The sequence below is a fragment of the Flavobacterium zhairuonense genome (assembly GCF_004352915.1).
GTDB classification, from domain to species: Bacteria; Bacteroidota; Bacteroidia; order Flavobacteriales; family Flavobacteriaceae; genus Flavobacterium; species Flavobacterium zhairuonense.
On sequence record NZ_SJSY01000067.1, the window covers coordinates 25,602 to 38,595 of the forward strand.

At 33.9% G+C, this 12,994-nt stretch carries 11 protein-coding genes; 5 read left to right on the top strand and 6 right to left on the bottom strand.

The genetic code is table 11. From position 1 onward, the window contains the following. Positions 1-27 precede the first annotated feature (27 nt). From EYY60_RS05085 to EYY60_RS05095, 3 genes are all read right to left on the bottom strand, one after another. Positions 28-948 carry a helix-turn-helix domain-containing protein gene (locus EYY60_RS05085; RefSeq protein ID WP_132988309.1) on the bottom strand — a complete coding sequence of 307 codons (921 nt, stop codon included), beginning with the start codon at positions 946-948 and terminating at the stop codon, positions 28-30. A 2-nt stretch (positions 949-950) separates the two neighbouring features. After that, positions 951-1,514 (bottom strand): DUF6642 family protein, encoded by a 564-nt coding sequence (locus tag EYY60_RS05090; RefSeq protein WP_132988310.1) that lies wholly within the window; start codon positions 1,512-1,514, stop codon positions 951-953. Positions 1,515-1,636: 122 nt separating this feature from the next. Further along, the gene (locus EYY60_RS05095) at positions 1,637-2,095 is read right to left on the bottom strand and encodes an Lrp/AsnC family transcriptional regulator (RefSeq protein WP_132988311.1); all 459 of its coding nucleotides are present in this window, start codon (positions 2,093-2,095) and stop codon (positions 1,637-1,639) included. A 160-nt stretch (positions 2,096-2,255) separates the two neighbouring features. On the opposite strand from EYY60_RS05095, the gene EYY60_RS05100 reads away from it, so the two are divergent. Together EYY60_RS05100 and EYY60_RS05105 are read left to right on the top strand one after the other, a co-directional pair. Further along, positions 2,256-3,152 (top strand): EamA family transporter, encoded by an 897-nt coding sequence (locus tag EYY60_RS05100; RefSeq protein WP_132988312.1) that lies wholly within the window; start codon positions 2,256-2,258, stop codon positions 3,150-3,152. Continuing rightward, a complete protein-coding gene (locus EYY60_RS05105) occupies positions 3,146-3,919 on the top strand; it encodes an alpha/beta fold hydrolase (protein ID WP_132988313.1) in 774 nt (257 codons plus the stop codon). Before EYY60_RS05100 ends, EYY60_RS05105 begins: the two co-directional genes overlap by 7 nt. Here the strand turns inward: EYY60_RS05105 and EYY60_RS05110 are convergent. Next, entirely contained in the window at positions 3,905-5,368 is a 1,464-nt protein-coding gene (locus EYY60_RS05110; RefSeq protein WP_132988314.1) for a glycoside hydrolase family 130 protein, read from the bottom strand. The two genes, EYY60_RS05105 and EYY60_RS05110, sit on opposite strands and share 15 nt — an antisense overlap. 486 nt (positions 5,369-5,854) lie before the next feature. On the opposite strand from EYY60_RS05110, the gene EYY60_RS05115 reads away from it, so the two are divergent. The 3 genes from EYY60_RS05115 to EYY60_RS05125 all read left to right on the top strand — a co-directional run bounded on the left by EYY60_RS05115 (position 5,855) and on the right by EYY60_RS05125 (position 9,224). Further along, positions 5,855-7,663: a glycoside hydrolase family 2 protein gene (locus tag EYY60_RS05115; protein WP_132988315.1), complete on the top strand. Its 1,809-nt coding sequence runs from the start codon at positions 5,855-5,857 to the stop codon at positions 7,661-7,663. 288 nt (positions 7,664-7,951) lie between these two features. Next, positions 7,952-8,581, top strand: coding sequence for an MgtC/SapB family protein (locus tag EYY60_RS05120; RefSeq protein WP_132988316.1), 630 nt, complete (start codon positions 7,952-7,954; stop codon positions 8,579-8,581). A gap of 58 nt (positions 8,582-8,639) precedes the next feature. Continuing rightward, complete coding sequence (locus EYY60_RS05125) at positions 8,640-9,224, top strand: 5'-methylthioadenosine/S-adenosylhomocysteine nucleosidase family protein (protein WP_132988317.1); 585 nt, start codon at positions 8,640-8,642, stop codon at positions 9,222-9,224. A gap of 287 nt (positions 9,225-9,511) precedes the next feature. On the opposite strand, the gene EYY60_RS05130 is transcribed toward EYY60_RS05125, so the two are convergent. Both EYY60_RS05130 and EYY60_RS05135 read right to left on the bottom strand, forming a co-directional pair. Beyond that, complete coding sequence (locus EYY60_RS05130; RefSeq protein WP_235832293.1) at positions 9,512-10,351, bottom strand: DUF4249 domain-containing protein; 840 nt, start codon at positions 10,349-10,351, stop codon at positions 9,512-9,514. Between the two features lie 4 nt (positions 10,352-10,355). Next, a complete protein-coding gene (locus EYY60_RS05135) occupies positions 10,356-12,974 on the bottom strand; it encodes a TonB-dependent receptor (protein ID WP_132988319.1) in 2,619 nt (872 codons plus the stop codon). Positions 12,975-12,994 lie beyond the last annotated feature (20 nt).

Consider the following 12,994-nt stretch of genomic DNA (forward strand, 5'->3'; position numbering starts at 1 on the left):
GATGAAGTAGGATTCTATAATCTAAAATTAGGACTTATCAATCATTTTTCGATAACGAGTAGGAGAAATCCCTTCTTGTTTTTTAAAAAATCGGCTGAAATAAGATTGATCTTCGTGACCAACTTGTGCAGCAATTTCGCTTATTGAAAGCGTAGTTTGAAAGAGTAAATATTTAGCTTCCAATAAAATGTTCTCATCAATCCATTTTACTGCAGATTTTCCAGTTGTTGTCTTCACACACTTATTTAAATGATTGGGAGAAACATTAAGGAGTGAAGCATAGTAATTGACTTGATGATGTGTTTTGATATGAAGGTGAATCAGCTCTTTGAACTTGTTGGTAATGATTTCTGCCGCCGAAATTCCTTTTGAAGCTGTAACCGAATTTTTATTCATTTCGTAGAATAAAGCAATCAAATAGGTTTGTACGATATTAAGGTTTGCAACACGGGTGTCAGTATATTCTTTTTGCAGACGTTTTAAAATTGTAGCAATGAAAGGCACATCTTCATCGGATAAATGTACTTTTGGATTTCCAGAAATTTTCAAGAAATCAAAATCATTTAAAAGTTCACGGCTTCCGTATTTTCCAATTAAAATATCTGGATGAAACTGACATATATAGCCGTCGTAAGTATTGTAAATGTTTTCAATCGAAAAAACCTGTCCCGCCGGAACGACAATAATTTCGTTTGGAACGGTTGTGTATTCTTCAAATCCCAGATTCATTTTGTGAGAGCCGGATTCGACAAAAATCAAAGTATGACAGCTGTGTTTGGAAGGAGGAACTGGATATTGCAAATGCATTAGTTCTTCTGTTTTTAAACAAAAAAAATGATCCGAATTGGATTTGAACAGCAAATGCATTGGATTGTCTTCTCCAAGAAATTTCTCCCTAAATCCTTTTGCTCCGTAGGTTTCTATTTTTTCGGCTGGCTTTGATTTCATATCTAATAATATAATCTGAAATCAAGCAATTTGCAGAGTGCATAATGTTTTTGGTACAACTCTTCAACTACTTCGGTAAGGTCATCATTTTCTTGGTATAAGCTAAAAAATGCTTTGTCAATTGTACTGCAACTTGCTATTTTGTTATAAGTAGATCCGTAACCAGAAATGGCGCGCGCACCAGTTATGTCTAGAAAATATTGGGCTTCTTCGTCATTTAGATCAAGTCTTTTTTTATTGGCAAAATGAATAATTTTTCCTTTCATTTTTCCTTCAAAAAGCTCTGCTATTTCTTCAATGCTATAGTAATAATCATGAAGGCAAATGTTGTTTTCCTGTCCGGGCATAACCAAATAAATGATCTCATAATCTTTAAAATTATGATCATCATACAATAAGGTATTTAAACTTTCCTCAAGACCTTCAATAGTGTCGCAGGTTTTATGAATGCTGGAAATGCCTTGATCAATTGCGATTTCTTCAAGATTTTTGACCACATCAGTTGCAGTAACATCATCTACATCAGGAACGCCTTCAAGGCAGAAAATAAATTTTTCACTATCCATACAAATGTCTTTTGGATTTCGCTTTCAAAGCAGAAATGTGGTTTTAGACAAAAGTATTTTTTTATGCGGAAAAACAGCTATTTAACACTGATTTTAACGTGGATTTTTGATTTGATTAAAGTTTAGAAATGAAGCTTGGTGGATTGTTTGATGTAATTCATTACAAAAGAACTTTGAACTTTGCTGATATTTGGAATGTCTGAAAGCTTCCTTATAAAATCATTAAAAGCTTCTGGATCTTTAACAACGACTTTTAAGACATAATCAAAAATACCACCTGTAACGTATCCTTCAACTACTTCATCAAGCGCTGCAACTTGCCTGGAGAATTCTTCGACAATATCTAGTTGTTGACTGTTTAAAGAAAGATTAATGATTACTGTAAAGTTTAATCCGACTTTTTTTTGATCAATAATGGCGACATAATCTTTTATGTATCCTTCATTTTCTAGTTTTTTTATTCGGTCATAAACAGATGTTCTTGACATATTTAATTTTTCAGTTAGGTCTGTGATATCGAATCTTGCGTTTTTCTGAAGTATTCGAAGTAATTCGATTTCTTGTTTGCTTAAATCTTGCATCGGATTTTTTCCGGTTAAAGTATAAAAAAAATATCTATTTTGTACAAAACCCTATTTTTTTTATTTTGTTAAGGAATAAATACATATTTATTTTGCAAATAATGATTTTTGTTCTTGGTTTGGTACATTTGAATGTATAAAACATATTTTTATTTAAAAAATGAACAAATATATTATTATCGTTGCGCTTGGTGCATTAAGTTTTGGAATGCTGTCTTCATTTGCAAAAATTGCATATGAACAAGGTTATACTCCGGCTGAAATTACATTAACTCAAGCATTTGTTGGGACTGTAATTTTATGGTCCATTGCAATTTTTAAAACATTGAAAAAAGGACAAAAACTTACCCTGAACTTGCAATTGTTATTAGCAGGAACTTCAATGGGAGCTTCGGCTTATACTTATTATCTTTCAGTTGCGTACATTCCAGCTTCTTTGGCAATTGTTTTGCTTATGCAGATAACTTGGCTTAGTATCGTAATAGAATGGATATTCTTTAAAAGACGACCTAGCAATATTGAAATTGGCTCAGCATTTTTTATCATTTTTGGAACTGTTTTGGCAGGGAATCTTTCTGATCTGAATACTACTAATATTTCAACAAAAGGAGTTTTATTGAGCTTGTTATCAGCATTGCTTTATACACTTTATATTGTTTTTACTAGCAAGGTGGGAAAGAAGACCCCAATGTTTGAAAAGAGTGCACTAATGACTACAGGTTCAGCAATGATTATCTTTTTAATTAATTGTGAAGCAATCACAACAAGTAACCATCTTGATTTTGGATTGCTACAGTGGGGAACTTTTTTGGCGATTTTTGGAACTGTAATTCCACCAATTTGTTTTACCGTTGGAATGCCAAGAATAGGCGCAGGGTTAAGCTCTGTTTTGCTGACTTTGGAGTTGCCTGCGGCGGTTTTTTGTGCGCATATTATTTTGGGAGAAAAAGTTACATTTTTGCAGATAACAGGAATTGCAATAATGCTTGGAGCAATTATATATCTTAATGTTGCCAAAATTAAAAAGGAGAAAAAAATTAAGGAAGTGATATGTTAATTAATATAAACGAGAATAACCTTTACGTAGAATATCAAAAGAATTTTGAAAATAGACCAACAATTGTTTTTTTGCATGATTCTTTAGGATGCGTAGAATTGTGGAGAGATTTTCCTCAGAGAATTTCAGAAGCTTGCCAATGTAATTTGCTGCTTTATGATCGATTAGGATATGGAAAGTCAGATCCTATGCAACGTTTTTTTCGAGAACCGAATTATTTAGAATTAGAAGCTGAAATTTTGAATAAATTGCTAATAGTTTTAAATGTTGAAAATGCTGTTTTATTTGGGCACAGCGACGGAGGTTCAATTGCTTTGATTGCTGCAAGTAAATTCCCAAAAAGGGTTAAAATGGTTATTTGTGAAGCGGCGCATATTTTTGTTGAAAAAATTACGCTTGACGGAATCACTGCTGCAATCAAAGCGTATAACACAACTAATCTTCCTGTGAAACTTCAAAAATACCATGGCAATAAAACTGAAACCATTTTTAAGGCATGGACCGAAATCTGGCTTCGTGATGATTTCAGAAGTTGGAATATTGAATGCCTTCTCCCTAAAATAAATTCACCGTTGTTATTTATTCAAGGAGAAAATGACGAATATGGTACTTTGGCTCAAGTCGAGAAAACAGTAGATTTAGTAAGTGGGAAAGCTGAAAAATATATTTTGCCAAATACAGGTCATACGCCTCATAAAGAAGTTTCAGATTTGGTGATTTCTAAAACAACCGAATTTATAAATAATCATTTATCAGCTATTTTTTAAAGCAATTAGCAATTCGCTTAGATTGACAGTTGCGTAAGTTGAAGAATAATCAGAAACGGCATAAGGCAAAATCAGGCTGTTGTTGTGAATAATCGCGCCACAAGAATAAACCACATTTGGCACATAACCTTCACGTTCATCTTCCAGTGGAGCAAGCAACGGTTCTTGAAGTCTTCCAATTTCTTTTGAGGGATTATCCAAATCAAAAAGTGATGCTCCTATGCAATAGCGTCGCATTGTTCCTACACCATGGGTGATAACAAGCCAGCCTTCTTCTGTCCATAAAGGCGAACCGCAGTTTCCTATTTGTGTTAATTCCCAAGTATAGCGTGGTTTCTGCAAAAGAATAGGATTATTCCATTGTGTGGCTCGCTCAGAATACATAATGTAATTGTTGACGCCATCAATTCGGGCAAGCATGGCATATTTTCCATTGATTTTTTTTGGAAACAATGCCAGATTTTTATTCTGTGCGCCGTCGCCATGCAAAGGCAATACTCTAAAACTATAAAAGTCTTCGGTTATAATCAGTTTTGGCAATATCGCATGTCCATTGTATGCAGTATATGTTGCCATAACGCGCGAGGAACCGTCATCATCAGTAAAACGGACAAAACGAGCATCTTCAATACCGCGACTTTCTGAATCGGAAATCGGAAAAATAACACGTTCTGTAATATCAGAATCATGGCTGAACTGTACATCATAAAATGAATTCGCGAGCCATATTATTTCTTCAAGTGCAGTCCTTCTTTCTTGGCGAATTGAAGGATCACTCAAAGCGGTATTGACCATGTTTTTTAATACCACAAATTCAAAAGCATCGGGCAAATCTTGCATGATTTGATCAATATACTTGTTTGTGGTGTGCATTTCAGACAACTTCGTTAGAAATCGCTCTTTATTTAATAACGTTTTATGCTCTATTTCGGCTTTGTCAATTTGATTTCCAATTTTCATGATTTGTAAATTATTGTCTTTATCGAGAATTCCTCGTCTAAAAACAATAGAAGAAATATGCCCTTCGCCCGTTGCTCGGAACGAAATAATAACTCGTTTTTCACCAATTTCAAGTCCAGATTGATCAAAATCTTCTATAATGGAAGGATTGAAAATTGCCGCCGATTCGATTGCATATTCCATTGTACAGTATGAACCGATGAGCATTTTTCGATTAAGCGAAAGTGCTTCATAGTCAATCTGCATAGCTTCAATAAGCGGTCTTATTTTCTCGCAGTGTTTAAAAAATATGGCCGAAATATTTCGGTGCCTTCTCGCAAATTCACGAAGTGTTTGTTCTAAAGTTTCATAAACCTGTTTTTCGTCAAGCATCATTATCCGTATCACCATTTGCTGGGTTCGTTCGTCGCCATTCATAAAATATCGGGCAACAACTCTTCTGGAATCTGGGGTGAATTTTATGTTTTTTCGGATAACTGATACTCGCATAGTTTTATTTTTTTTAATTGTAATAAAATAAGTGCCTTTAGTAAAATTTATTTCGGGGAATTTAAATTTGCTTCAGAAAATATAGAATTAAAGCGTTTAAATTAGAGAATTATTGTGCCATATTCTTAAGCATAAACAAGTTAGTGATTTTGTTAGCGAAAAAAAACTTTATTATTAAAAATTTTGCATTTGCCTTTAAAGACTAAGAGCAAGTACAGACAAAAAATCAAGTTTAAAAATCAGGAAAAAGTAAAATTTCTTTTTTATTGGAAAAAGCAAATTTCTAGAATCATCAGTTTTTTTATAGAAATTAACAATTTATAGCTCAAAACATATTAAAACACGGTTTTTAGCGTGTAATTGATAAGTATTTGATGGGGTGTTTTGAGGGAAATCTGAACTTTTGTGACCCTGATTCTTGCAATAAAAATTTAACTTTAGCGGTTAAGAATTTCGAAAAAAGAAAAAAAATAAATGTTTTTAGTTATGAAAAAAATTATAATGCTGTGCTTTGCTTTTTTGTTTGTTGGAAAAACAATAGCGCAGGAAGTACCACTGGTGTCAAATATTTCGGCACGAAACAATATTAACTTAAATGGACAGTGGCGCTACATTGTCGATCCGCTAGAAAACGGATATTATGATTATCGTTTGATGCCACTAAAAAACAATGGATTTTTCGAAAACAAAAAATTCAATACGACAGAACTTTCAGAATATAATTTTGCAACCTCAGCCGTGATGCAGATTCCGTCTGATTGGAATTCAAAAGATGAAAGACTGTTTTTTTATGAAGGAACAGTTTGGTTCGAAAAGGACTTTAATTATAAAAAAGATGCCAAAACCAAAGGCATTCTTCATTTTGGAGCTGTAAATTATGATGCAAAAGTATATGTAAACGGAAAATTAGCCGGAACTCACATTGGCGGTTATACGCCTTTTAATTTTGATGTAACCAATTTGCTTGTTGACGGAAATAATTTTGTAGTAGTAAAAGCAGATAACAAACGCCACAAAGACAACGTTCCAACCGTAAACATGGATTGGTGGAATTACGGTGGAATAACCAGAGACGTAAATTTGGCTCAAGTTCCGAATACTTATATCGAAGATTATTTGGTTCAATTGAATAAAAACGAAAAAGGAAAAATTTCGGGTTGGATAAAATTAAATAGCGAAACAGCAAATGAATCAGTTTCGGTTTCAATTCCAGAATTAAAAATCAAAAAAGAGATAAAGACCGATGCAAAAGGAATGGCCTATTTTGAAATCAAAGCCAATCCAGTTTTGTGGACACCAGAAAAGCCAAAATTATATGAAGTAAAAGTAAGCAAAGCCGATGAAAATTTAGTCGACCAAATTGGCTTCAGAACTATTGAAACAAAAGGAAAAGAAATTCTGTTAAACGGGAAAAAAGTCTTTTTGCGAGGTATCAGTATTCACGAAGAAGCGCCTTTTAGATCTGGAAGAGCTTGGTCAACAGAAGATGCGCATACTTTGCTGACTTGGGCAAAAGAATTAGGATGTAATTATGTTCGCCTAGCGCATTATCCGCACAATGAAAATATGGTAAAAGAGGCCGAAAAAATGGGATTGATGATTTGGTCAGAAGTTCCAGTGTATTGGACGATTTCATGGACAAATCCAGATACCTATGCCAATGCAGAGCATCAATTGCACGACATGATTTATCGAGATAAAAATCGTTGTGGTATCGTAATTTGGTCGATTGCAAATGAAACGCCACATGGTGATGACCGAGATGCTTTTTTAAGCAAATTGGCAAAATATGCTCGTACGCAAGACAATTCTCGTTTAATAAGCATGGCGATGGAGGTGACAAAAAGCCCAAACAACATCAATACATTGCAAGACAATATGAACGAATATGTTGATATAGTGAGTTTCAATCAATATTTAGGTTGGTATAGAGGAACAAACGAATCTTGCAAGGATATGCAATGGGTAATTCCATACAACAAACCCGTTATTGTCAGCGAATTTGGAGGCGAAGCTTTACAAGGTTTGCACGGCGACAAGAAAGAACGTTGGAACGAGGAATATCAAGAAGAATTGTATATCCAAAATACACAGATGTTCAATCGAATTGAAGGTTTGGCTGGAGTTTCTCCTTGGATTTTAGTCGATTTTAGATCACCAAGAAGACAATTGCCAGATATTCAGGATTTCTTTAATCGAAAAGGTTTGATTTCAAGTAGCGGAATAAAAAAGAAAGCTTTTTATGTTATGAAAGATTGGTATGCGCAGAAAGAGAAAGAATATAAGGATAATTAAAGATAGCTATTTATCTTAACACATAGAAACATAGATTTAAGGTGTGTAAAAAAGGCGTTTCACTTGTTTAAAATAAACATAGTGGGCTATGTTTTAGAAACTAGTTTCTTTCCTCTTCCTAGTTATTTATTAAATAAAATCTATGTTTCTATGTGTTGAAAAAAAACATGGATTGCAATTAAAAAGCCCTAAAATTAATTTTTGATAAAGTACAAAACCTTCAGTATCATTTTCGATTTTGAAGGTTTTGTGTTTTTTGCGTAATTTTAACTGAAAAATACAATTTCAATGGAAGTAGAAATCGTTATTAGATTGCTTTTAGCGGCATTTTGGGGAGCGTTAATTGGTGCTGAAAGAGAATATAGAGGAAAAGCAGCAGGTCTTCGAACCACAATAATGATTTCTGTGGGCGCTTGTTTTTTTACATTCATGTCGATTTGGATTGGAGGCTCTGGAAATCCGGACCGAATTGCTTCAAACATTGTAACGGGTTTAGGTTTTCTTTGTGCGGGAGTAATTTTTAGATCAGACAGTCATGTCAGCGGTATTACAACTGCGGCGACAATTTGGTCAGTTGCGGCGGTGAGTATGGGAGTAGGAGCGGGTTATTATTTTGCTTCGGCTTGTGCCGCATTAATGATTCTTCTGATTTTGACAATGCTTACCGTTCTTCAAGATAAAATTGACATCAGCAATGAACATAAAATACTTCGTATTACATTTAAGTGTGGCGAAGACGGCCATAAAATATGCAAAGAACTTTTCTCGGAATATGATATAAAATCAAAATTAATTGTTCAGCGTCGCAATCAAGATCATATTACTTTAGAATGGCAGGTACATGCCTCCAAAAAATCAATGGAATCGTTATCTCAGGCGCTTTTGCAAGATCCAATTTTTGAAGAATTGATTCTGTGATTTTTGATTGATTCTTGAATTTAAACGTATTTTTGTCAACTGAAAATTAAAATCAATCATGATAAAAATTAATCAAACGGAATCTTTTGCCGTTGAAGATATATTATTCTGCTTTGCCCTTGAATCTGAAGCAGCAGAAGTTTTTAAAGAAAATAATACTTTATTTACAGGAATTGGAAAAGTAAATGCAGCTTATGAATTGTCGAAAGCAATTCAAAACAAAAAACCTTCTATAATCATAAATCTTGGATCTGCAGGAAGCAGCAGTTTTCAAAAAGGCGAAGTAATTTGCTGTACCAAATTTGTGCAACGAGACATGGATGTTCGCGGTTTGGGTTTTGCATTATATGAAACGCCATTATCAGGTTTGCCGCCAGTTTTGGAATATGGTTTGAAAATGGATAATATGAAAGAAGGAATCTGTGGAACAGGAGATAATTTCGAAATGGAGCATTCTTCGGATGTCTATAATGTCGTAGATATGGAAGCTTATGCTTTAGCAATGATTGCAATGAAAGAAAAAATTCCGTTTTTATGCCTGAAATACATTTCTGATGGAGCTGATGATAATGCAGCCGAAGATTGGACTGTGCAAGTACATAAAGCAGCGATTGCTTATGGCAAAATTTTAGGATTGATTTAAATATAAAGTGCGGTCTCAAAAGGGCAATTCTTTTGGTTTGAAAGAATATTTATAAAAATATTTTGAAGATAAAAACCCCAGCGGGGTAAAATATTTATAGCATTTTAATAAGATAGATAAAAAAGCTCCCTCGGAGCGACATACTTTTAGATTATGAAAAAAGATGTCGCTCCGAGGGAGCTTTATATTGTAAACGTATATTCTTTACTATAGATATTTAGCTTCTCTGAAGCTTGTAAAAAAGGAGCTATTCTTTTGAAACAGCCTTTTGTGTTTTTAGGAAAAATCTATTTTACTAAATAAGAAACCTGATCAGCTTCGCATAGCCTAAAATAGCCTAATGCATAATTATTGACATCGTTGGTATTTACAATATTTCCTCTGATATTTCCAGGAGGAACTTGAAAAGGATTTGAGTTTGAAGCTTCCAAAATCAATTTCATATAATTGAAAAAGTTTTTAGAAATGCCGCGATGCAAAATTTTTAAAGTATTTCCTGGCTTCATATCTTCATTGGAATATCTCGTGCTAATTTCGTTTCCATTATAAAAATCATCGTTTGTGATTTCATATTCGGGAAAAATTAAAAATTCGCTTTGATAATCGGTTAAATAAAAATTGACTTGATCTGCTGGATCTTTGTAATAAAAAGTGACTTCAATTGCATCTTTTCCGCCAAAATCAGGAACAATTTTCTGTTCTACTTTATCAATTGGAGTTGTCGAAGTCAGTTTTTCGACAGCTGTAAAACTTTGTCCTTCAGCTTGAACAAACAATTTATAATCCATGTTGATTACAGGCACAAAATTGGTGCATTTGTAAATTCCTGCCTCAGCTTCGGTGAAAGTAAAGACATCGCCATTGCTGTTTTCAACTCTTACCTGCGCACCAGAAACTTTTGGCGTTGAGCCATTGTAATAAGGTGCTGTTTTGCTGATTTTAATGGTTTGTTCATTTCCTGAAGTTCCTTTTTTCCAGACTATTTCGGCGTCAATTACAAGTTTAGTTTCGCCAGTTTCCAAATCAAGATCTACGACTTCTTCGCACGAACTGAAAAACAAAAAACAAAATAGACTCAATAATGCCAATGCTTTGTTCATGATGCTGTATTTTTTTAATTTTTTCATAGCATTAAAATTTAAAATTATAAGAAACCCCAGGTACAATTCCGAAGATTGAAAGTCTTCTAGTTTCATTCAGTCCCGTATCTTCATTGGTTGTAAAATTCATCGACGCGGCATTTTTTCGATTATAAATATTGTAGATGCTGAATACCCAATAGCTTTGCCATCCTTTCTTTTTCTCTGGTCTTGGCGTATAAGTTGCGGCAACATCTAAATGATGAAAAAGTGGCAACCTATTTTCGTTTCTTAAAGAATAATTCGGAACGTGAATACCGCCAAATTCATAATAACCATTTGCATATGTCACTGGCTGACCTGACTGCAAAGTGAAATTGCTATTAAAAGACCATTTTGGGTTTAATTCATAACTTCCAACAACACTTAAATTGTGAAGCTTGTCATAACCTGATAAATACCAATCGCCATTTGCAATTCCTGGCTCGTCTGGAGTTCTTCCTGGTGTTTTTTGTTGCGCACGAGATAGCGTATAAGAAATCCATCCAGTGAAATTGCCAGTATTTTTTCTCAGCAATAACTCCATTCCGTAAGATCTAGCTTTTCCGTTTAGGATAACTTGTTCAATATTATTGTTGGCCAAAACATCAGCTCCGTCAATGTAATCAATTCGGTTTTGAACATTTTTATAAAATAATTCTCCTTCAAATGAATAATCTCCGTCTTTGAAATTTTTGAAATAGCCCATTGCATATTGATCCAGCATTTGCGGTTTGGTAAATGGCCCGCTTGGCGTCCAGATACTCATTGGAAGAGGCGACTGCGTATTCGATAAAATATGAATGTATTGCGCCATTCGGTTATAACTTGCTTTTACAGAAGTATTTTCGTTGAAAGCATAAGACAAAGCTGCTCTCGGCTCAAAATTGTTAAAACTGCTTATTTTTTTTCCTTTTCCATAATATATAGAACCGGTAGGAGTTCCTTCCTGATATATATTATAAAGCGGATTAAAAACAACAGCTTGATCATTTTCATAAGTACTGATTTCTTCTGAACCTAAACGATAAAACATACTGTAACGAAGCCCATAACGGAAATTCAGTTTCTCTGTAATCTGATTTTCAAAATCAATAAATGCTGAAGTTTCTAAAGCATATTTTTTGTCTAATTGCTGATAATTAAACTGCGAATCAGAGCTTGTTGGCTGCACAACTCCTGGATTAAAATTATAATACAGACCATCAATTCCGTAGTTCATTTTGAATTTTTCTGATTTCTGATAAAACCAATTGTACTTCAATCCGTAGCTTTTGATGTTGCTGTCCCATTCAAAATTTTCTGAAGAAAGCCCTAAGTTGAATTTATAATCACTGTAAAATGCAGAAAGATTGGTGTTCAAACGATCTGAAAATTTATGTTTCCAACTTAAAATTCCCATTGTATTTCCATATTTACTTGAAAAACGATCATTGATATCAAAAACGTCATTTCCAAAATAACCAGAGAAAGCCAAACTATTATTAGCATTAAAACGATAATTGAATTTTGCATTCAAATCATAAAACATTGCCGAGTTTTTATTGTCAGCCAGTTTCAAAAATAAATGCGCATATGAAGTTCGGCCCGAAACAATAAATGAACCTTTGTCTTTTTGAATTGGACCTTGAACCAAAAGTCGGCTCGAAATTAATCCGATTCCTCCATTGACTTTATAATTTTGAAAATCTCCGGTTTGTTGCGTAACATCCAAAACAGAAGAAACACGTCCTCCATATTTAGAAGGAATTCCGCCTTTATAAAGTTCTAAACCGCTGATGGCATCGGCATTAAAAATCGAGAAAAATCCAAACATATGAGAATCTGCATAAACGGGAGCGCCGTCTAAAAGAATCAAATTCTGATCAGCCGCGCCTCCGCGAACATTAAAACCAGATGAAGCTTCTCCAGCATTCGTAACTCCAGGCAAAGTCAAAATTGATTTTAAAGGATCTGGTTCGCCCATTGCTACCGGAATTCTTTTGATTTCCTGCATCGAAAGTTTGTTGACACTCATTTGAGTGTTCTTGATATCAGTGGCTTTGTTGGTGGTTACAATAACTTCACCCAATTGCTGACTGTCTGATTCGATATTGAAATTAATAGTCGCATCATCAGAAATTGTGATTTCTTTTTCTTGATTTTTAAATCCAACGTAACTGATCACAAAAGTGTAAGTACCATCTGGAACTTCTATATTGAATTTTCCACTATAATCCGTTACGGTGCCAGTTTCTAATTCTTTAATAAAAACATTAGCACCAATAACGGGCTGTTTTTCATCATCAATAATCTGACCTTTCAGCTTGTTTTTTTTTTTAGCCGTTTTATGAGATTGCGATTTCTGTTTCACAAAAATATTATTGCCAACAACAGAAAATTGTATGGTAGCGGTTTTGTTTAATTCAGAAATGAGCTTGTCGATTTCGATTTGCTTATAGGTATTTTTCTTTGTGAAATATTTTTTGTCAGTATCAATTTGATCTGTAAAGGCAAATTTGAAATCGGTTTGATTTTCAATCTGTTTGAAAAATTCTTTTAAGGTCATATGCTGATCTACAGTAACATTTACCTTTTGTGCAGACATACTTAAGCTGAGTAAAAAAAAGCATGCTGAAATTATATGCTTCATGAATTTTTGTATTTTTGAAT